Genomic DNA, 21,374 nt, shown 5'->3' on the forward strand with positions numbered 1-21,374 from the left:
ATTTGAACCGTTAAACCGCGGCAGCGCCGCCGACGATTTCCGAGATCTCTTGGGTGATCGCTGCCTGACGCGCCTTGTTGTAGATCAACTGCAAATCGCTGATCAAATCACCGGCGTTGTCTGTGGCGTTCTTCATCGCGATCATCCGCGCTGCTTGTTCAGCTGCGTTGTTCTCGACCACCGCCTGGTACACCTGCGATTCCACGTAGCGAACCATCAGGCCGTCTAGCAGCTCTTTGGCGTCGGGTTCGTAGAGATAGTCCCAGTGGTGCTTGAGCCCTTGATCCGGGGTTGCCACCAGCGGAATCAATTGCTCCACTGTGGGTTGCTGGGTCATGGTGTTGATGAACTTGTTGGATACCACGGACAGGCGATCAATACGGCCATCCAGGTAGGCATCCAGCATCACCTTGACGCTGCCGATCAAATCATTGATCGACGGCTCTTCGCCCAGGTGGCTGATCGCAGCGACGACGTTACCGCCGAAGTTGCGGAAAAATGCCGCACCTTTGCTGCCGACCACGCACAGATCGATCTCTACACCGTTTTCACGGTTCACCGCCATGTCCTTGACCAAAGTCTTGAACAGGTTGGTATTCAAGCCACCACACAGACCACGGTCACTGCTCACAACGACATAACCGACACGCTTGACTGTGCGCTCGATCATGAACGGGTGGCGATACTCCGGGTTGGCGTTTGCCAGATGACCAATCACCTGACGAATGCGCTCCGCGTAAGGACGGCTAGCAGCCATGCGCATTTGAGCCTTGCGCATTTTGCTGACCGCCACTTTTTCCATGGCGCTGGTGATCTTTTGCGTGCTTTTGATGCTCGCAATCTTGCTGCGAATCTCTTTTGCGCCTGCCATGTAACACCTATCAGGTTAGCAAGCGGGAGCCTTGCGGCCCCCGCTGCGGCTTACCAGGTTTGGGTGGCCTTGAACTTCTCGATACCGGCTTTCATGCCAGCATCGATCTCGTCATTGAAGTCACCCTTCACGTTGATCTTCGCCATCAAATCGGCGTGATCGCGGTTGAAGTAAGCAATCAGCGCTTGTTCAAAGCTACCGATCTTGGCGATTTCGACGTCAGTCAGGAACCCACGCTCAGCGGCATACAGCGACAGCGCCATGTCAGCGATTGACATTGGTGCGTATTGCTTCTGCTTCATCAGCTCGGTAACGCGCTGACCATGCTCAAGTTGCTTACGGGTCGCTTCGTCCAGGTCAGAAGCAAACTGGGCGAATGCCGCCAGTTCACGGTACTGAGCCAGAGCGGTACGGATACCACCGGAGAGCTTCTTGATGATCTTGGTCTGAGCGGCACCACCCACACGGGATACCGAAACACCGGCGTTCACAGCCGGACGGATGCCGGAGTTGAACATGGCCGATTCCAGGAAGATCTGACCGTCGGTGATGGAAATCACGTTGGTCGGAACGAACGCGGAAACGTCGCCAGCCTGGGTTTCGATGATCGGCAGTGCGGTCAGGGAACCGGTTTTGCCGGTCACTGCGCCGTTGGTGAACTTCTCTACGTACTCTTCGGAAACACGCGATGCGCGCTCCAGCAGACGGGAGTGGAGATAGAACACGTCGCCCGGGTAAGCTTCACGGCCTGGCGGACGGCGCAGCAGCAGGGAAATCTGGCGGTAAGCCACTGCTTGCTTGGACAGATCGTCATAAACGATCAGCGCGTCTTCACCGCGGTCGCGGAAGAATTCACCCATGGTGCAACCCGAGTACGGTGCAAGGAATTGCAGCGCAGCGGATTCGGAAGCACTTGCAGCCACGACGATGGTGTTAGCCAAGGCGCCGTTTTCTTCGAGCTTGCGAACAACGTTGGCAATGGTCGATTGCTTCTGACCAATGGCTACGTAGACGCAGAAGATGCCGCTGTTCTTCTGGTTGATGATTGCGTCGATGGCCAGAGCGGTCTTACCGATCTGACGGTCACCGATGATCAGCTCACGCTGGCCACGGCCGACAGGAATCATGGCATCGACAGCCTTGTAGCCAGTCTGTACAGGCTGGTCTACCGACTTACGCCAGATCACGCCTGGAGCAACTTTCTCGACCGCATCGGTCTCGGTGTTGTTCAGCGGACCTTTGCCGTCAACTGGATTACCCAGTGCATCGACAACGCGACCCAGCAGTTCCTTACCCACCGGAACCTCGAGGATGCGGCCAGTACACTTGGCGCTCATGCCTTCAGCCAGAGTCGTGTAAGCGCCCAGTACAACGGCACCTACGGAGTCTTGCTCAAGGTTCAGCGCCATACCGTAGACGCCGCCCGGAAACTCGATCATCTCGCCGTACATTACGTCGGCCAGACCGTGAATCCGCACGATGCCGTCAGATACGCTGACGACTGTGCCTTCGTTACGGGCTTGGGAGGTTACATCGAGCTTGTCGATGCGACCCTTGATGATTTCACTTATTTCGGAAGGATTGAGTTGCTGCATTGCTCTGCTGCCCCTTCAAACTCAAGATTTCAATGCTTCGGCTAGTTGCGCGATTTTGCCGCGAACTGAGCCATCGATAACCAGGTCGCCGGCGCGGATTACGACACCCCCTATGAGAGAGGCATCCTCCGCAGCATGCAGGCGCACTTCCCGGCCGAGCCGTGCACTGAGAACCTTGGCGAGTTTGTCTTGCTGTTCTTGGTTCAATGCAAAAGCACTGGTGACATCCACATCGACCGATTTTTCCTGCTCGGCCTTGTACAGGTCGAACAGTTCGGCGATCTCCGGCAAAAGCGGGAGACGGTCGTTTTCAGCAACGACATGGATGAAATTCTGTGCCTTGGCATCGAACTTGTCGCCACACACTTCAATAAAAGTGGTGGCCTTTTGTGCGCTCGTCAGTCGCGGGGCCTTGAGCATGCGCTGCATGGTGTCGTCTTGCGACACCGCAGCAGCCAGGCCGAGCATGGCTGACCAATTGGCCAGTTGCTGGTGGGCCTGCGCATGCTCGAAGGCCGCCTTCGCGTAAGGTCGGGCCAACGTGGTCAGTTCTGCCATGATCGCCCTCGCTTAAATTTCAGCAGCCAGTTTGTTAACCAGCTCCGCGTGCGCGTTTTGATCGATTGTGGCACCCAGGATCTTCTCGGCACCATTGACTGCCAGGCTACCCAACTGGGCGCGCAAGGCGTCTTTGACGCTGTTCAGTTCCTGCTCGATCTCGGCCTGAGCCTGAGCCTTCACACGGTCAGCTTCAACGCGTGCCGTTTCACGGGCCTCGTCGACAATCTGAGTACCGCGTTTCTTGGCTTGCTCAATGATCTCGGCTGCTTGAGCCTTAGCTTCGCGCAGTTGTTGACCCACTTTGTCTTGGGCCAACTCCAGGTCGCGAGCTGCTCGGGAAGCAGCGTCCAGTCCATCCGCGATCTTCTTCTGACGTTCGTGCAAAGCAGCGATGACCGGAGGCCACACGTACTTCATGCAGAACAGCACAAAGATGAAGAACGCAACGGACTGACCAATCAGGGTTGCATTAATGTTCACGCCAACACCTCGCTCGTTCGTTGTCCATCACACCAATCAACTCGAAAAGTCGAGTGATCAGCCAGCGAGTTGACCAACGAAGGGGTTCGCAAAGGTGAAAAACAGAGCGATACCAACACCGATCATGGTCACGGCGTCGAGCAGGCCCGCAACGATGAACATTTTAACTTGCAGCATTGGAACCATTTCCGGTTGACGCGCAGCGCCTTCCAGGAACTTGCCGCCCAACAGGCCGAAACCGATTGCAGTACCCAGTGCGCCCAGGCCGATCAACAGTGCAACAGCGATAGCGGTTAGACCAACTACAGTTTCCATCTTTCCTCCCGACTTTTACGTCGTATTGGTTAGGTTTTATTAATTGAAGCGGTAAAACAAAATCATTTTTACATCAGCCCTTGCGGGCACTGCCTCGCCGATGGCGAGGCAGTCATCAGATACGTCCTGAGACGAATCTCAATGGTTATCTTCGTGAGCCATCGACAGGTAGACGATGGTCAGCATCATGAAGATGAACGCTTGCAGGGTGATGATCAGGATGTGGAACACAGCCCACGCCCACTGCAGCACTACACCCAGACCGCTGAGCCACAGCAGACCGCTGCCGAACATCACGGCGATCAGAATGAAGACCAGCTCGCCAGCATACATGTTGCCGAACAGACGCAGTGCCAGAGAAATCGGCTTGGCGATCAGCGTCACGAATTCCAGCAGAAAGTTGACCGGGATCAACAGGGCCTGCACGAGAATATTCTTGCTCGCGAACGGGTGAAGGGTCAGTTCGCCGATGAAGCCACCGATGCCTTTGACCTTGATGCTGTAGAAAATGATCAACGCAAATACCGACAGGGCCATGCCCAGGGTCGCGTTCGGGTCAGTGGTCGGAACGGCACGGAACGGAATGTGTTCGTCGCCCGAGATCAGCATCGCCAGTTGTGGAATCCAGTCCACCGGTACCAGATCGACCGCGTTCATCAGGAAGACCCAGACGAAAATGGTCAGGGCCAGTGGCGCGATTACCGCGCTGCGACCGTGGAAACTGTCTTTCACGCTGCCGTCGACGAACTCGACCAGAACCTCTACGAAGTTCTGCAGCGCGCCCGGCTGACCGGAAGTTGCCTTCTTGGCCGCCATGCGGAAGATCAGAACGAAGATCAGACCCAACGCAACCGACCAGCCGAGGGTATCGACGTGGAAAGCCCAGAAACCCATTTCCTTGGCTTCTGCTGCGGTGTGGGCAAAGCCCCATTCGCCATTGGGCAGGTGCCCGAATGTCAGGTTCTGCAAGTGGTGCTGGATATAGCCCGAAGCTGTTTGCTCTGCCATGGTTGCCTCAAACGCCCTAAGGTCTCGAAAGTCTTGTTCTCGTAAGCAGGGGAGCGAACCAGTTGACCACCTGGATCAACATGAACACGCCGAATACAGCCAGCGGCGCCAATGGCTTCACACCTGCGAACGTCAATGCAAAAAGCACTGCCGTGAAAATCAGTTTGCCTGCCTCGCCGGCGTAGAACGACCGGACAATGGCTTGCGCTGCTCTGGCCCCGGAAAACCGGAATGCCTTGTGAGCAAAGTATAAATTGGGTAGCCAGGCAATCAGGCCTCCGCAGAGTCCCGAGTATCCCGCCACGACCCCTTGCCACTGCCACAGCACCAATGAGGCCACGAGCAGCACGATCAATTGAGCGAGCAATAACGGAAAAACCGCCAGGCGATAGAACGGCAAGCGGTCTGGCATGCGGGATTCCATCGCAATTGCTCCTTTCATGTCGGTCGCCATAATCAATAACTTGGCATAATTTGTGCCGACAAAATGCGCGCAGAGTATAGGGGCGGTTCGGCCCCTATTCAACAGTCGGGTAGTGATTTCCGACTATACGCTACAGAGCAATTGTTTCAGCGGATGTGGGCAAGCACCCCTTGAAGCTCGTCGAGCGAGTTGTAACGGATCACCAGTTGCCCCTTGCCCTTCTGTCCGTGACGAATTTGCACCGCGGAGCCCAAACGCTCGGCCAGGCGCTGTTCGAGCCGGCTGATGTCGGGATCTGCCTTGGCCGGTTCTGCTGCCTCAGGCTTGCCACTCAGCCACTGCCTGACCAGTGCTTCAGTCTGGCGTACGGTCAGCCCGCGTGCGACAACGTGTCGCGCCCCTTCGACCTGTCGATCTTCACCCAGGCCGAGCAACGCACGGGCGTGACCCATTTCGAGGTCGCCATGAGACAGCATGGTCTTGATGGCTTCAGGCAAGGCAATCAGGCGCAACAGGTTGGCCACACTGACGCGCGACTTGCCGACGGCATCTGCCACCTGCTGCTGGGTCAGTTGAAACTCCTGCTGCAAGCGCTGCAACGCCATGGCTTCTTCGATCGGGTTCAGGTCTTCGCGCTGAATGTTCTCGATCAACGCCATCGCAATGGCGGTTTCGTCCGGTACATCACGAACCATCGCCGGAATCGTCTCGACACCCGCCTGTTGGCTCGCCCGCCAGCGACGTTCACCGGCGATGATTTCAAAACGGTTGTCACCGATGGGACGAACCACGATCGGCTGCATCACGCCCTGCGACTTGATCGATTGCGCGAGTTCTTCCAGCGCCTGCGGGTCCATGTCACGGCGCGGCTGGTATTTGCCGCGCTGGATCAGGTCCAGCGGCACATGCTGCAACTCACTTGGCGGAGCCTTGACGGCCTGCTCTTCCAGCGAACTGACGGTTGGACTGCTCAGAAGTGCGTCCAACCCACGTCCGAGACCTCGTTTCTTGACGGCCATGGGAATTCCTTAGGTTGGCTGAGCGGTTTTAGCGCCGCGACGTTGACGACGAACCAGTTCACTTGCCAGGGCCAGATAAGCCAGCGCACCGCGGGACGATTTGTCATACGCCAGCACAGGCATTCCGAAACTCGGCGCCTCGGCCAGCCTGATGTTTCTCGGAATCACCGTGTCGTACAGCTGCTCGCCAAAGTGTTCCTTGAGCTGCGCCGAGACATCGTTGATCAGGCTCAGGCGCGGATCATACATTGTGCGCAGCAGCCCTTCGATTTTCAGCTGCGGGTTAAGCAGCTCGCCGATGCGCTTGATGTTATCCACAAGGTCGCTGAGACCTTCCAGTGCGAAGTACTCGCATTGCATGGGGATGATCACGCCATCGGCCGCAACCAGCGCGTTAAGCGTTAGCATCGACAGCGAGGGCGGACAGTCGATCAGGATGTAATCGTAATTTTCGCGAATAGGCGCCAACGCGTTGCGCAGACGACTCTCCTTCATCTGCATTTCGAGCAGGACCACTTCGCCCGCCGTCAGATCACGGTTGGCCGGCAGCAACTGATAACCGCCGTGCTCCGAAAACTGCATGGCCTCGCCCAGATCGCATTCGCCGATCAACAGGTCGTAGACCGAGTTTTCAAGGTTGTGTTTATCCACACCGCTGCCCATGGTCGCATTACCCTGGGGATCGAGATCGATCAGCAGCACGCGGCGCTTGGTCGCGACCAGTGACGCGGCGAGGTTGATGCACGTGGTGGTCTTGCCTACCCCACCTTTCTGGTTCGCTATCGCGAATACCTTAGCCATTCTTGCTTGTGTTCCCAATCATGCCGTGCGGCGCAGTATCAGCAGATGGCGTTGGCCTTGGCAACCCGGAACGGTCAAGGCCTGTGCGCTATCGAGGTGAAAATCCGAGGGCAATGCTACCAGTTCATCGGCAGGATGCAGACCCTTCATCGCCAACCAGCGCGTATTGACGTCGCCCATGTGACGCGTCCAGCCCGTGAAGTCTTCCAGGCTGCTGAACGCACGGGAGATGATCCCGTCGAACGGCGCATCGGGCTGATAATTTTCTGCACGGCTGTGGATAACTTCAAGATTCTCCAGTTTCAGCTCCAGTTTGACCTGTGTCTGAAACCGGGTCTTCTTGCCATTGCTGTCCAGCAACGAAACTTTTCGCTCCGGAAACAGGATGGCCATGGGAATGCCGGGCATCCCACCGCCGCTGCCGACATCCATCCAGCGAGTACCTTCGATGAATGGCACTACGCTGAGGCTGTCGAGCAGATGTCTCGATACCATTTCGTCGGGATCGCGCACCGCAGTCAGGTTGTAAGCCTTGTTCCACTTGATCAGCAGCGCCAGGTAGGCCAGCAATTGATCATGCTGGGTCTGCGTCAGCTCGATCCCCAACTGTCGGGCACCGGTGGATAACTCTTCGGCGTGCTGCGGGGTGACCATAGAACTCAAGCGCTTTGCTCCAACTGACGGCCCGCGCCGCGTTTTTTCAAATGAATCATCAACAGGGAAATCGCCGCAGGCGTGACACCCGGGATACGCGAGGCCTGGCCAAGCGTCTCCGGACGAGTTATCCCCAGCTTGCTTTGAATTTCTTTCGACAGGCCGGAAATGCCGTCGTAGTCGATGTCTTCTGGCAAACGGGTGTCTTCGCTGGCGCGAAGCCGGGCAATTTCATCTTGCTGACGGTCAATGTACCCGGCGTATTTGGTTTTGATCTCGACCTGCTCGGCGACCTGCGGATCGGTGCAACCCTGGCCGGTGATGCTGATCAGGCTGGCGTAATCGATTTCCGGACGTGTAAGCAGGTTGAGCAGATTGTATTCATGAGTCAGCGGTGTGCCGAAGTGGGCGGCAATCGCATCACCCTGTTCGGTGCCAGGGCGAACCCAGGTGCTTTTCAGGCGTTGCTCTTCCTGTTCGATGCTTTCGCGTTTGGTGCAGAACGCCGCCCAGCGGGCGTCGTCGACCAGACCCAGCTCGCGACCTTTTTCGGTCAGACGAAGGTCCGCGTTGTCTTCGCGCAAGATCAGGCGGTACTCGGCCCGTGATGTGAACATCCGGTAAGGCTCTTGCGTGCCGAGGGTAATCAGGTCGTCGACCAGCACGCCGATGTACGCCTCATCGCGGCGCGGGCACCAGCTGTCTCGGCCCTGCGCGCGCAGTGCAGCGTTGGTCCCGGCCAGCAAACCTTGCGCTCCCGCTTCCTCGTACCCGGTGGTTCCGTTGATCTGCCCGGCGAAGAACAAACCGCCGATGACCTTGGTTTCCAGGCTGTATTTCAAGTCACGGGGGTCGAAATAATCATATTCGATGGCATAGCCGGGGCGAACGATGTGTGCGTTTTCCATTCCGCGAATCGAACGCACGATCTGCAACTGCACGTCGAAGGGCAACGAGGTGGAAATACCGTTCGGGTACAGCTCATGAGTGGTCAGCCCTTCCGGTTCGATGAAAACCTGGTGGCTTTCCTTGTCGGCGAAGCGATGGATCTTGTCTTCGATCGACGGGCAGTAGCGCGGGCCAATGCCTTCGATCACACCGGAATACATCGGTGAACGATCGAGGTTGGACGCGATGATTTCATGAGTGCGGGCGTTGGTGTGGGTGATCCAGCAGCTGACCTGCGGCGGATGCTGTTCCTTGGAACCCAAAAACGACATGACAGGGATCGGGGTATCGCCCGGTTGTTCAGTCATGACCGAAAAATCGACAGAGCGCCCGTCGATGCGTGGCGGCGTTCCGGTTTTCAATCGTCCGACACGCAGCGGCAGCTCGCGTAGCCGCTGGGCAAGGGCAATCGACGGAGGATCCCCTGCTCGGCCACCAGAATAGTTCTGCATGCCGATGTGGATAAGTCCACCGAGAAAAGTGCCGGTCGTGAGTACCACAGAATCGGCAAAGATCCGCATGCCCATCTGGGTGACTACGCCGCGAACCTGATCCTGCTCGACGATGAGGTCATCGCAGGCTTGCTGAAATATCCACAGGTTGGGCTGATTTTCGAGCGTTTCGCGAATCGCCGCTTTGTACAACACACGATCTGCCTGCGCACGAGTCGCCCGTACAGCCGGGCCTTTGCGGCTGTTCAGCACGCGAAACTGGATACCACCCTTGTCGGTGGCCATCGCCATCGCACCGCCGAGGGCATCGATTTCCTTGACCAGGTGGCTCTTTCCTATGCCACCGATAGCCGGGTTGCAGCTCATCTGGCCAAGCGTTTCCACGTTGTGCGTCAACAGCAGGGTTTTGACACCCATGCGTGCCGACGCCAGTGCGGCCTCGGTACCGGCATGACCGCCACCGATGACGATCACTTCAAAACGGGAAGGGAAATCCACCACGCACCTCGTGCCTGTTGTCGATGAGAAATTGGGATAGCTGACAAGTATAGGGACTTACCCCACCTGAATGAAACCCGTTGGACAAAATTTAACCAGCTGTGGAAAACTCACGAATAAAGAAAATAAAAAGGAAAGAAAGTTTATAAAGCCTTGTTTTTATGTTTATTCTTACTGAGCACACTTTCTGTGGATAGAATGCTACAGGCCTTTATTTTCGGTGTGTACAGAGATTCAAAAGTCTGTGTTCAGGTGGGGATGAGGGGTTTGGATAACCGTCCTGAGCCTGTTGATAAAAGAGCCACTTGTCCACAGGGCTGTTTATCATCAGGTTTACACCCCGCTTACCCACCGAGCTGAAGGGCGGTTATTCACAGGGTTTAATCCACAGAAAAATTGCCCATCGCCAAAAAACAGGTGCAGAAAACCCTCTCGGCGTGAATTTCAGCTCGGCTAAATCGGCGGCTACGGATGAAAAGGTGCGCGGCGGCGGCCCGACTGGAGGTCAGGTGTTAACAAAAGGGAGTCGGTATCGCGATCATCGGCATGACCTGGAGCGGCCACGCCTGAATATATCAAGCCGGGAGGCTGGCTACTTGCCGATGCAGAAGCTGGAGAAGATCCTGCCGAGCAGGTCATCGGAACTGAATGCACCAGTGATCTCGCCCAGTGCCTGCTGTGCCTGTCGCAGATCCTCTGCCAACAGCTCACCCGCGCCCGCCAGCGTCAGTTGAGCCCTGCCATGCTCCAACGAGTCACTGGCGTGGCGCAACGCTTCAAGGTGGCGCCGGCGAGCGCTGAAGCTGCTTTCCGAGGTTTGTTCATAACCCATGCAGGACTTGAGGTGTTCGCGCAACAGTTCAAGCCCCTCTCCTCCCGCTCTGGCACTCAGGCTGATCGTGACATGGCCATCATCGCTCGTTTGCAGGCCGACGCTGTCCCCGCTCAAGTCTGCCTTGTTGCGGATCAGCGTAACTTTCGATGGATCCGGTCGCTGTTCAAGAAACTCCGGCCACAGGGCAAACTGATCTGTAGCCTCCGGCGCAGTTGCGTCCACTACCAGCAGAATTCTGTCGGCTTCACCGATTGCCTTGAGGGCACGTTGTACGCCGATCATCTCGACCTGGTCTTGGGTATCGCGAAGCCCGGCGGTGTCCACGACATGCAATGGCATCCCGTCTATGTGGATATGTTCACGCAGCACATCACGGGTCGTGCCGGCTATCTCGGTCACAATGGCTGCTTCACGCCCAGCCAACGCATTGAGCAAGCTTGATTTGCCGGCGTTTGGACGGCCCGCTATCACGACTGTCATGCCGTCGCGTATTAGCGCTCCTTGGCCGGCTTCACGCAGCACTGTGGATAACTCAACGCGAACGTCATCCAGCATGCTGAGAACATGACCGTCCGCGAGAAAATCGATTTCCTCCTCAGGAAAGTCGATGGCAGCCTCTACGTAGATACGCAGACTGATCAGTTTCTCGGTCAGGTTATCCACACGCTGAGAAAAAACACCCTGTAGAGAGCGCAATGCATTGCGCGCCGCCTGTGCAGAACTTGCCTCGATGAGGTCGGCAATGGCTTCTGCCTGAGCCAGATCCAGCTTGTCATTCAGAAAAGCGCGCTCGCTGAATTCACCCGGCCGGGCAAGACGACTGCCCAATTGCAGGCAGCGTTGCAGCAGCATGTCCAGAACGATAGGGCCGCCGTGCCCCTGCAACTCCAGTACATCTTCTCCGGTAAAGGAGTTAGGGCCGGGGAAATACAGTGCGATTCCTTCATCGAGCACCTGTCCGGCTTCATCGGTAAAAGGACCGTAATGGGCATATCTCGGCCTGAGCGTTCGCCCGGTCATGGCGTGTGCGGTCTTGCTGGCCAGAGGTCCTGACACACGCACGATGCCCACACCCCCGCGCCCTTGGGCGGTAGCTATGGCAGCGATGGTTTCACGAGGAACGTTCATGGTCCGGCTCCAGGACAAATGACAGATAGCAAAACGCCCCACTAGGGGGCGTCTTGTGTAGCTTGTTCACAGGTTAGATCAGGCAGCTGCTTTCTTGGTAGCGGCTTCGATTTTACGAGTGATGTACGCCTGTTGTGCGATGGACAGGGTGTTGTTCACAACCCAGTACAGAACCAGACCGGCAGGGAACCACAGGAAGAAGAACGTGAAAATGATGGGCATCAGTTTCATGACCTTGGCCTGCATCGGATCCGGAGGTGTCGGGTTCAGACGCTGCTGGATGAACATGGTAGCGCCCATGATGATCGGCAGGATAAAGAACGGGTCTTTGATCGACAGGTCGGTTATCCACAGGATCCACGGCGCCTGACGCATTTCCACGCTTTCCAGGAGTACCCAGTACAGCGAAAGGAAAACCGGCATTTGGACAAGAATCGGCAAGCAACCACCCAGCGGGTTGATCTTCTCTTTCTTGTACAGCTCCATCATCGCCTGGGACATTTTCTGACGATCATCGCCATGTTGTTCCTTCAGCAATGCAAGCTTCGGAGCAACGGCACGCATGCGAGCCATCGACTTGTAGCTCGCCGCGGACAGCGGGAAGAACAGGCCTTTGATCAGCATGGTCAGAACAATGATCGACCAGCCCCAGTTACCGAGAATGGCGTGGATATGTTGCAGCAACCAGAAGATAGGCTGGGCAATGAACCACAGGAAGCCGTAATCGACTGTCAGCTCCAGGCCTGGGGATAACTCTTTGAGTACCGCCTGGCTTTTCGGACCTGCATACAGGGTGGCGCTGGTTTCACCTTGAGCACCAGGCGCGACCGTCAAGGTCGGGCTGGTAAAGCCGATGATGTAATTGCCTTGGCTGTCTTTGCGGGTCTGCACGGTGTTGGTGGAATTGTGATCAGGAATCCACGCAGTCACGAAGTAGTGCTGCAACCATGCAACCCATCCGCCTTGTACCGTTTCCTTGACCTGAGCCTTGTCGATGTCTTTCATCGACACTTTTTTGTACGGCTCGGCTGCTGTCCAGAGCGCAGCACCCAGATAGGTGGCTGTGCCGGTGGCAGTGGTCGACGAAGGATCAGAGCTGGCGTCACGCTTCAATTGTGCGAACAGGTTGCCGGCCCAGGGTTGTGCGCTCTGGTTATCCACAACGTAAGTCATGACCAGGTCGTACAAGCCGCGCTTGAACGTGAACCGCTTGATGTAATTGACGCCGTTGTCCGAGAATTTCAGCTCCACGACCATCGTGTCCTGGCCGTCAGCCAGTTGATAAGTCTTTTGTGCGGAGGAATAAACCGGACGACCGGCCGCTCGAGCATCAGGACCGTTCGTTCCCGTCAGGCCGCTTTGTGCCAGAAAAGTACGTTCGCCGCCGTTGTCGAACAACTGAAACGGAACATCAGGACGATCCTGACGACGTGGATACAGAGGAAGACGAAGCTGAACGACGTCACCACCTACCGGATCTATCGCCAGATCGAGCACGTCGGTCTTGACGTGAATGAGGTCTTTGCTGGCTACGGCCGGAGTTTCAAGAGGTGCTGCAGCCGTGTTGGCAGTAGCGCTTGGAACATCGGCACTTGCAGAACCATTAGTTCCAGCGGCCGTGTCCGGTATGCCCGGTACGGTGGTGCTGGCTGCAACATTCTGGGTCGGCATGGCAGCCTGACCGTAGTCCTGGTTCCATTTCAGAACCCCGACATAGGTCACGATTGCCAGGGCGACGATCAGGATCGTGCGTTTAATATCCATGATTACTCGGCCATCGAAGAAGAACGGGAGGTGGGGACAGCTGGAACCGGGTCATAACCACCGGGATTCCAAGGATGACAGCGACCCAGGCGACGAATTGACAGCCAGCCGCCGCGTAGAAGGCCATGATTTTCAATGGCTTCATACGCGTAGCAGGAGCAACTGGGGTAGAAACGACAGTGACTGGCCATCAGCGGGCTAATGGCATAGCGATAGAACTGGATCGGAACGAGTGCCAGTTTACGCATCTGGACTGTCTACCCCTGCAGGTTCGGGTTTGATTTCTGGAGTAGGTCGGCTACGCGCCAGACGTTTCCAGAGCTTGCCGAAATGCTGAATCAATTCCGGGTTTTCTACGTCACCCAAACCTTTGCGCGCGACGATAACGATATCCCAACCGACCAAACTGTCTTGGTGTTGGCGAAATGATTCGCGCATCAGGCGTTTCAAACGATTGCGCTCGACGGAGAGCTTCACGCTCTTTTTACCTATCACCAGCCCCAGACGGGGATGATCAAGGTCGTTGTTGCGCGCAAGGAGCAGGAGATTTTTCCCCGGAACCTTGCCGGTAGGGGAGTCAAAGACTGCCTTGAAATGCCGGGGGGTCAGCAAACGCTTTTCCCGACTGAAGTCTCGACTCACCTCCTGTGCCGGTTTATCAAACTGCCAGACGCTTACGGCCTTTGGCACGACGACGCGAAAGGACTGCGCGGCCGTTTTTGGTGGCCATACGGGCACGGAAACCGTGGGTGCGGGCGCGCTTGATGGTGCTGGGTTGGAAAGTACGTTTCATGGCGTGTTACCTGGTTCGTCCACTACGGGCCGGAATGGCCCCCGTTTTAAGAGACCGGGGATTCTAGAGAAAGCAGGCCCGCAGGTCAATTTCCAACCAGCTTTTCTTCATATATGCCTTTTACAGGCAGATTCTTCTCTGTCCTGCCCTTCTGAGCCGTTCGCCACGGGTCAGTTATAGAAATAAAAAGAAAGAGAGTATTTAAAGCTTCTTTATAAAGCTTATAACTCTTACGCAGACGATATCTGTGGATAACGTGCTGTACGCCACGTTATACGGACTGTACAGCGATCCAAAAGGTTGTCGAGAAACGGTGCCCTGCCTGTGCCGCAGCCTCGGAAAAGCTGTGCATGAAACGCCACTTTATCCACAGGCGAGTTATGCACAGACTTTAACCCTGACTTATGCAAGGGGCTGAGTGAGGGTTATCCACAGAGCTCCGGCACCGACCGTCTGTCGCCTGCCTGCGGTATAAATCGTTGATTTATAGCCCTCTGTGAGCAACCTACATGTGGATAAGTCGTCCCCGGGTCGTTACAATGGCGGCTGTTTTTGCCTCACCGGCTTTCAACTCAGGGGATATCCGTGTCAGTGGAACTTTGGCAGCAGTGCGTGGAGCTTTTGCGCGATGAGCTGCCTGCCCAGCAATTCAACACTTGGATCCGTCCGCTACAGGTCGAAGCCGAAGGCGACGAGTTGCGCGTCTATGCACCGAATCGTTTTGTTCTCGATTGGGTCAACGAGAAATACCTGGGCCGTCTGCTTGAGCTTCTGGGCGAGCACGGTCAAGGGATGGCGCCTTCTCTTTCCTTATTAATAGGAAGCAAGCGCAGCTCGGCGCCACGTGCTGCACCGAACGCGCCATTGGCTGCTGCTGCGTCTCAGGCGCTGTCTGCCAATTCGGTCAGCAGTGTCTCGGCTTCGGCTCCAGCCGCGGCTGCGCCGGTCTATGCGGCATCCACACCTGCTCCTGTCCATAACGTCGCCAGTCACGACGAGCCATCGCGTGACAGTTTCGACCCGATGGCCGGCGCCAGCTCTCAGCAGGCACCGGCCCGGGCCGAGCAACGCACGGTGCAGGTCGAGGGCGCGCTCAAGCACACCAGTTACCTGAACCGTACATTCACGTTCGAGAATTTCGTCGAGGGTAAATCCAACCAGTTGGCACGTGCTGCGGCCTGGCAGGTGGCCGACAACCCCAAGCATGGCTATAACCCGCTGTTCCTTTATGGCGGTGTAGGTCTGGGTAAGACTCACTTGATGCATGCAGTGGGTAACCATCTGCTCAAGAAGAATCCGAACGCCAAGGTCGTGTACCTGCATTCGGAGCGTTTCGTCGCGGACATGGTCAAGGCCCTGCAGCTCAACGCGATCAACGAGTTCAAACGTTTCTATCGTTCGGTCGATGCGTTGCTTATCGATGACATTCAGTTTTTCGCCCGCAAGGAACGTTCGCAGGAAGAATTCTTCCACACGTTCAATGCGCTGCTGGAAGGCGGACAGCAGGTCATCCTGACCAGCGACCGCTACCCGAAAGAAATCGAAGGGCTTGAAGAGCGCCTCAAATCCCGCTTCGGCTGGGGTCTGACGGTTGCTGTCGAACCGCCGGAGCTGGAGACGCGTGTAGCGATTCTCATGAAGAAGGCAGACCAGGCCAAGGTCGATCTGCCTCATGACGCTGCGTTTTTCATCGCGCAGCGTATCCGCTCCAACGTTCGTGAGCTTGAGGGTGCGCTCAAGCGAGTCATTGCTCACTCTCACTTCATGGGCCGCGACATCACCATCGAGCTGATTCGCGAGTCGCTGAAAGATTTGCTGGCGTTGCAAGACAAGCTGGTCAGCGTGGACAACATTCAGCGCACTGTGGCCGAGTATTACAAGATCAAGATTTCCGATCTGCTGTCCAAGCGTCGTTCACGTTCGGTAGCCCGACCGCGCCAGGTGGCTATGGCACTTTCCAAGGAACTCACTAACCACAGTCTGCCGGAAATCGGTGACGTGTTTGGTGGCCGGGACCACACGACTGTTTTGCACGCATGCCGAAAGATCAACGAACTCAAGGAATCCGATGCGGATATCCGCGAGGACTACAAGAACCTGCTGCGCACTCTGACCACGTAATGACGCCAGTGCAGCTTATTAAGGCAAGGGACTAGACCATGCATTTCACCATTCAACGCGAAGCCCTGTTGAAACCCCTGCAATTGGTCGCCGGCGTGGTAGAACGCCGCCAGACCTTGCCGGTTCTTTCCAATGTGCTTCTGGTCGTACAGGGTCAGCAGCTTTCGCTGACCGGTACTGACCTCGAAGTCGAACTGGTTGGCCGTGTACAGCTGGAAGAACCTGCCGAGCCTGGGGAAATCACTGTCCCTGCTCGCAAGCTTATGGACATCTGTAAAAGCCTGTCCAACGATGCGCTGATCGACATCAAGCTCGATGACTCCAAGCTGATCGTCAAAGCGGGTCGCAGCCGTTTTACGCTTTCCACGTTGCCCGCCAACGACTTTCCTACAGTCGAGGAAGGTCCGGGTTCGCTGACGTTCGACCTGGTGCAGAGCAAGCTGCGTCGTCTGATTGAGCGCACGAGCTTCGCGATGGCACAGCAGGACGTTCGTTATTACCTGAACGGCATGCTGCTGGAAGTCAGTGCAGGCATCTTGCGCGCGGTCGCTACCGACGGTCACCGTCTTGCGATGTGCTCGATGACTGCCGATATCGAACACGCCGATCGTCATCAGGTGATCGTTCCACGTAAAGGCATCCTCGAGATGGCTCGATTGCTGACCGAACAGGACGGCACTGTCCGGATCGTTCTTGGCCAGCATCACATCCGCGCGACAACCGGTGAGTTCACCTTCACCTCCAAGCTTGTCGATGGCAAATTCCCTGACTACGAGCGTGTGCTGCCCAAGGGTGGTGACAAACTGGTATTGGGAGATCGCCAGGCACTGCGTGAAGCGTTCAGCCGCACCGCGATCCTGTCCAACGAAAAGTACCGCGGTATTCGTCTGCAACTGGCTGCCGGTCAGTTGAAGATTCAGGCGAACAACCCTGAACAGGAAGAGGCAGAGGAAGAAATCGGCGTTGACTACAACGGAGGCGCGTTGGAAATCGGCTTTAACGTGAGCTATCTGCTGGATGTGCTGAGCGTCATGACGACCGAGCAGGTGCGCTTGATTCTGTCCGATTCCAACAGCAGCGCCCTGGTGCAAGAGTCGGATAACGACGACTCCGCCTACGTTGTCATGCCGATGCGTCTGTAACTTCATGTCCAGCGCAACCTAGATGTCTCTTAGTCGCGTCTCGGTCACCGGGGTGCGCAATTTGCACCCGGTGACCCTGTCCCCCTCCCCGCGTATCAATATCCTCTACGGTGCCAACGGCAGTGGCAAAACCAGCGTGCTGGAAGCTATCCACTTGCTGGGGATTGCCCGTTCGTTTCGTAGCAGCCGGTTGCTTCCGGTCATTCAGTACGAGCAACCGTCTTGCACCGTCTTCGGACAGGTCGATCTTGCACAGGGCGGTCACAGCAACCTCGGTGTTTCTCGTGACCGACAGGGCGAATTTCAGATTCGCATCGACGGCCAGAACGCGCGAAGTGCTGCTCAGCTTGCTGAAATATTGCCGCTGCAGTTGATCAACCCGGACAGCTTTCGTTTACTTGAAGGCGCTCCCAAGATCCGCAGGCAGTTCCTGGACTGGGGAGTGTTCCACGTGGAACCTCGCTTTATGGCCACATGGCAGCGCCTTCAGAAGGCCCTCAAGCAGCGAAACTCGTGGCTTCGGCATGGTACACTTGACGCCGCTTCGCAGGCGGCATGGGACCGAGAGCTGTGCCAGGCAAGCGATGAAATAGATGAGTTTCGTCGTGCCTACATCAAGGCACTGAAGCCTGTTTTTGAACAGACGTTAAGCGAACTCGTCGAGCTTGAAGGTTTGACCCTGAGTTACTACCGAGGCTGGGACAAGGAAAAAGAGCTGAGTACTGTGCTCGCCTCCTCCCTGCATCGAGATCAGCAAATGGGTCACACCCAGGCCGGACCCCAACGTGCAGACTTGCGCCTTAGATTAGGCGCGCACAACGCGGCAGATATTCTGTCTCGTGGTCAGCAAAAGCTGGTGGTCTGTGCGCTGCGTATTGCTCAAGGGCATTTGGTCAGCCAGGTACGCCGCGGTCAGTGCATTTATCTGGTGGATGACTTGCCTTCCGAACTGGATGAGCATCACCGCCAAGCGCTTTGCCGTTTGCTGGAAGAATTACGCTGCCAGGTATTTATAACCTGTGTAGATAAAGAATTTTTGAGGGAAGGCTGGCAGACGGATACGCCAGTTGCTTTGTTCCACGTGGAACATGGCCGTATCACCCAGACCCAAGACCATCGGGAGTGATTGCATGAGCGAAAACCAAACGTACGACTCGTCCAGCATTAAGGTGCTGAAAGGACTTGATGCCGTACGCAAGCGTCCCGGAATGTACATCGGTGATACAGACGATGGCAGCGGTCTGCACCACATGGTGTTCGAGGTGGTTGATAACTCGATCGACGAAGCATTGGCAGGCCATTGCGACGACATCAGTATCATCATCCACCCAGACGAATCTATTACCGTGCGCGACAACGGCCGCGGTATTCCGGTAGATGTGCATAAAGAAGAAGGCGTGTCGGCAGCTGAGGTCATCATGACCGTGCTCCACGCAGGTGGTAAGTTCGATGACAACTCCTACAAAGTATCCGGCGGTTTGCACGGTGTAGGTGTGTCCGTTGTTAACGCGCTGTCAGAGCTGTTGCTGCTGACAGTTCGTCGTAGCGGCAAGATCTGGGAACAGACGTACGTTCACGGTGTTCCACAGGAACCGATGAAAATCGTCGGCGAAAGCGACAGCACCGGTACGCAGATTCACTTCAAGCCGTCTGCTGACACGTTCAAGAACATTCACTTCAGCTGGGACATTCTCGCCAAGCGTATTCGCGAACTGTCGTTCCTGAACTCCGGTGTCGGCATCGTCCTCAAGGACGAACGCAGCGGCAAGGAAGAGCTGTTCAAATATGAAGGCGGTTTGCGTGCCTTCGTTGAATACCTGAACACCAACAAAACGCCGGTCAACGAAGTGTTCCACTTCAACATCCAGCGCGATGACGGTATCGGTGTCGAAATCGCTTTGCAGTGGAACGACAGCTTCAACGAGAACCTGTTGTGCTTCACCAACAACATTCCGCAGCGCGACGGTGGTACTCACCTTGTGGGCTTCCGCTCTGCACTGACACGTAACCTGAACAACTACATCGAGCAGGAAGGTCTGGCCAAGAAGCATAAGGTCGCGACCACCGGTGACGATGCGCGTGAAGGTCTGACGGCGATCATTTCGGTCAAAGTCCCTGATCCGAAGTTCAGCTCGCAAACCAAAGACAAGCTGGTGTCGTCTGAAGTCAAAACCGCAGTGGAACAGGAGATGGGTAAGTACTTCTCCGACTTCCTGCTGGAAAACCCGAACGAAGCCAAAGCCGTTGTCGGCAAGATGATCGACGCCGCCCGTGCCCGTGAAGCAGCGCGTAAGGCGCGTGAGATGACCCGCCGCAAAGGCGCGTTGGACATTGCCGGCTTGCCAGGCAAACTGGCCGACTGCCAAGAGAAGGACCCTGCCCTCTCCGAACTGTATTTAGTGGAAGGGGACTCTGCTGGCGGATCAGCCAAGCAGGGGCGTAACCGTAGAACCCAAGCCATCCTGCCGCTCAAAGGCAAGATCCTGAACGTTGAAAAAGCGCGTTTCGACAAGATGATCTCTTCTCAGGAAGTGGGCACTTTGATCACCGCGCTGGGCTGTGGCATCGGCCGTGAAGAGTACAACATCGACAAGTTGCGTTATCACAACATCATCATCATGACCGATGCTGACGTCGACGGCTCTCACATCCGTACCTTGCTGCTCACCTTCTTCTTCCGTCAGTTGCCTGAGCTGATCGAGCGTGGCTACATCTACATCGCTCAGCCGCCGCTGTACAAGGTCAAGAAAGGCAAGCAAGAGCAGTACATCAAGGACGACGAGGCCATGGAAGAATACATGACCCAATCGGCCCTTGAAGACGCCAGCCTGCACCTCAGCGAATCGGCACCGGGTATCTCCGGTCCTGCGCTGGAGAAACTGGTCAACGATTTCCGTATGGTCATGAAGACCCTCAAGCGTCTGTCTCGGCTGTACCCACAGGAACTGACCGAGCACTTCGTCTACCTGCCGCCGATCACGCTGGAGCAGCTGTCCGACCACGAGGGCATGCAAGCCTGGCTGGCGCTGTTCGACGCGCGTCTGCGCACTGGTGAGAAGTCAGGTCTGGTCTACAAAGCCAGCCTGCGCGAAGACCGTGAACGTAACGTCTGGTTGCCGGAGGTCGAACTGATCTCCCACGGCCTGTCGAACTACGTCACCTTCAACCGCGACTTCTTCGGCAGCAATGACTACAAGACCGTAACGGCCTTGGGCGCGCAGATCAGCACGCTCCTGGAAGAAGGTGCCTACGTACAACGTGGCGAGCGTAAAAAGCCCGTCACCGAGTTCAAGGAAGCACTCGCCTGGCTGATGGCTGAAAGCACCAAACGCCATACCATCCAGCGCTACAAAGGACTGGGTGAAATGAACCCGGACCAACTGTGGGAAACCACGATGGACCCAAGCGTGCGCCGCATGCTGAAAGTCACCATCGAAGACGCGATCGGCGCTGACCAGATCTTCAACACCCTGATGGGTGATGCGGTCGAACCACGCCGTGACTTCATCGAGAGTAATGCGTTGGCGGTGTCCAACCTGGACTTCTGATGGACGTGTCGACGGGCAAGTTAATTGTCATGTTCGCTCAGGTTATTGTCATGACGAAAAGCGTCACTACCCCGGCTTAGCGCCGGGGTTTTTCCTTTTTGGTTGAAGGCCTTAGATATAGCTAGGCAGCATTTATGGCTTTGCTTTTTGTAGCGAAGCTACAAGGGTGTATCGGAAAATTTGGCTTTGACTAACATAAAATCAGAAGGCCTGACAGACGGCCTAATACGAGACCATTTCCGACAGTCAAGGAAGCACCGCCCATCAGCCGCTCAAATTGCTGCTGATGGGAGGGTTGGTGGAACACGGTTGGGGCTTCATTAAAACGAATGGCATTCTGCGCACCCAGGCACCCAGGCACCCAGGCACCCAGGTGTAGGTGGGCAAAGTTATTTGCCATTCCGGTCAAAGTTAAAC

The 21,374-nt window shown here is 56.2% G+C and carries 20 protein-coding genes; 4 read left to right on the plus strand and 16 right to left on the minus strand.

Features of this window, described 5'->3' with window-relative positions:
* Positions 1-10: 10 nt before the first annotated feature.
* The 16 genes from atpG to rpmH form a co-directional block, all read right to left on the minus strand.
* Positions 11-871 carry a F0F1 ATP synthase subunit gamma gene (atpG, locus tag BW686_RS09275; RefSeq protein WP_084916031.1) on the minus strand — a complete coding sequence of 287 codons (861 nt, stop codon included), beginning with the start codon at positions 869-871 and terminating at the stop codon, positions 11-13.
* Positions 872-921: 50 nt separating this feature from the next.
* Positions 922-2,466 (minus strand): F0F1 ATP synthase subunit alpha, encoded by a 1,545-nt coding sequence (atpA, locus tag BW686_RS09280; RefSeq protein ID WP_003377895.1) that lies wholly within the window; start codon positions 2,464-2,466, stop codon positions 922-924.
* Between the two features lie 21 nt (positions 2,467-2,487).
* Entirely contained in the window at positions 2,488-3,024 is a 537-nt protein-coding gene (locus BW686_RS09285) for a F0F1 ATP synthase subunit delta (RefSeq protein WP_007252348.1), read from the minus strand.
* Positions 3,025-3,036: 12 nt separating this feature from the next.
* On the minus strand, positions 3,037-3,507 hold the full coding sequence (locus BW686_RS09290) for a F0F1 ATP synthase subunit B (RefSeq protein WP_024647532.1): 471 nt from the start codon (positions 3,505-3,507) through the stop codon (positions 3,037-3,039).
* Between the two features lie 57 nt (positions 3,508-3,564).
* Positions 3,565-3,822 carry a F0F1 ATP synthase subunit C gene (atpE, locus tag BW686_RS09295; protein ID WP_002555987.1) on the minus strand — a complete coding sequence of 86 codons (258 nt, stop codon included), beginning with the start codon at positions 3,820-3,822 and terminating at the stop codon, positions 3,565-3,567.
* A gap of 138 nt (positions 3,823-3,960) precedes the next feature.
* Positions 3,961-4,830: a F0F1 ATP synthase subunit A gene (gene atpB / locus BW686_RS09300; RefSeq protein WP_005894832.1), complete on the minus strand. Its 870-nt coding sequence runs from the start codon at positions 4,828-4,830 to the stop codon at positions 3,961-3,963.
* 16 nt (positions 4,831-4,846) lie between these two features.
* Positions 4,847-5,254 carry a F0F1 ATP synthase subunit I gene (locus BW686_RS09305; RefSeq protein WP_084916032.1) on the minus strand — a complete coding sequence of 136 codons (408 nt, stop codon included), beginning with the start codon at positions 5,252-5,254 and terminating at the stop codon, positions 4,847-4,849.
* A 146-nt stretch (positions 5,255-5,400) separates the two neighbouring features.
* Positions 5,401-6,273 (minus strand): ParB/RepB/Spo0J family partition protein, encoded by an 873-nt coding sequence (locus tag BW686_RS09310; RefSeq protein ID WP_084916033.1) that lies wholly within the window; start codon positions 6,271-6,273, stop codon positions 5,401-5,403.
* A gap of 9 nt (positions 6,274-6,282) precedes the next feature.
* A complete protein-coding gene (locus BW686_RS09315) occupies positions 6,283-7,074 on the minus strand; it encodes a ParA family protein (protein WP_005894826.1) in 792 nt (263 codons plus the stop codon).
* 18 nt (positions 7,075-7,092) lie between these two features.
* A complete protein-coding gene (gene rsmG, locus BW686_RS09320) occupies positions 7,093-7,737 on the minus strand; it encodes a 16S rRNA (guanine(527)-N(7))-methyltransferase RsmG (protein ID WP_179149215.1) in 645 nt (214 codons plus the stop codon).
* Positions 7,734-9,626, minus strand: a complete 1,893-nt coding sequence (gene mnmG, locus BW686_RS09325) for a tRNA uridine-5-carboxymethylaminomethyl(34) synthesis enzyme MnmG (protein WP_084916164.1) — start codon at positions 9,624-9,626, stop codon at positions 7,734-7,736. Before mnmG ends, rsmG begins: the two co-directional genes overlap by 4 nt.
* A gap of 592 nt (positions 9,627-10,218) precedes the next feature.
* Positions 10,219-11,589 (minus strand): tRNA uridine-5-carboxymethylaminomethyl(34) synthesis GTPase MnmE, encoded by a 1,371-nt coding sequence (gene mnmE, locus BW686_RS09335; RefSeq protein WP_084916035.1) that lies wholly within the window; start codon positions 11,587-11,589, stop codon positions 10,219-10,221.
* A gap of 78 nt (positions 11,590-11,667) precedes the next feature.
* Positions 11,668-13,353 carry a membrane protein insertase YidC gene (gene yidC, locus BW686_RS09340; RefSeq protein ID WP_084916036.1) on the minus strand — a complete coding sequence of 562 codons (1,686 nt, stop codon included), beginning with the start codon at positions 13,351-13,353 and terminating at the stop codon, positions 11,668-11,670.
* 2 nt (positions 13,354-13,355) lie between these two features.
* Positions 13,356-13,601: a membrane protein insertion efficiency factor YidD gene (gene yidD, locus BW686_RS09345; protein ID WP_002551313.1), complete on the minus strand. Its 246-nt coding sequence runs from the start codon at positions 13,599-13,601 to the stop codon at positions 13,356-13,358.
* On the minus strand, positions 13,594-13,995 hold the full coding sequence (gene rnpA, locus BW686_RS09350; protein WP_084916037.1) for a ribonuclease P protein component: 402 nt from the start codon (positions 13,993-13,995) through the stop codon (positions 13,594-13,596). Before rnpA ends, yidD begins: the two co-directional genes overlap by 8 nt.
* Before the next feature lie 16 nt (positions 13,996-14,011).
* Positions 14,012-14,146 (minus strand): 50S ribosomal protein L34, encoded by a 135-nt coding sequence (gene rpmH / locus BW686_RS09355; RefSeq protein WP_002551315.1) that lies wholly within the window; start codon positions 14,144-14,146, stop codon positions 14,012-14,014.
* 585 nt (positions 14,147-14,731) lie between these two features.
* On the opposite strand from rpmH, the gene dnaA reads away from it, so the two are divergent.
* Genes dnaA through gyrB form a run of 4 tightly spaced genes read left to right on the plus strand, consistent with a single transcriptional unit; the run spans position 14,732 to position 20,957 of the window.
* Positions 14,732-16,267 (plus strand): chromosomal replication initiator protein DnaA, encoded by a 1,536-nt coding sequence (gene dnaA, locus BW686_RS09360; protein ID WP_084916038.1) that lies wholly within the window; start codon positions 14,732-14,734, stop codon positions 16,265-16,267.
* Positions 16,268-16,305: 38 nt separating this feature from the next.
* A complete protein-coding gene (gene dnaN, locus BW686_RS09365; protein WP_084916039.1) occupies positions 16,306-17,409 on the plus strand; it encodes a DNA polymerase III subunit beta in 1,104 nt (367 codons plus the stop codon).
* A 22-nt stretch (positions 17,410-17,431) separates the two neighbouring features.
* The gene (gene recF / locus BW686_RS09370; protein ID WP_084916040.1) at positions 17,432-18,535 is read left to right on the plus strand and encodes a DNA replication/repair protein RecF; all 1,104 of its coding nucleotides are present in this window, start codon (positions 17,432-17,434) and stop codon (positions 18,533-18,535) included.
* 4 nt (positions 18,536-18,539) lie between these two features.
* Positions 18,540-20,957, plus strand: coding sequence for a DNA topoisomerase (ATP-hydrolyzing) subunit B (gene gyrB, locus BW686_RS09375; RefSeq protein ID WP_084916041.1), 2,418 nt, complete (start codon positions 18,540-18,542; stop codon positions 20,955-20,957).
* Positions 20,958-21,374: the final 417 nt, after the last annotated feature.

This window comes from Pseudomonas syringae (assembly GCF_002157375.1).
GTDB classification, from domain to species: domain Bacteria; phylum Pseudomonadota; class Gammaproteobacteria; order Pseudomonadales; family Pseudomonadaceae; genus Aquipseudomonas; species Aquipseudomonas syringae_T.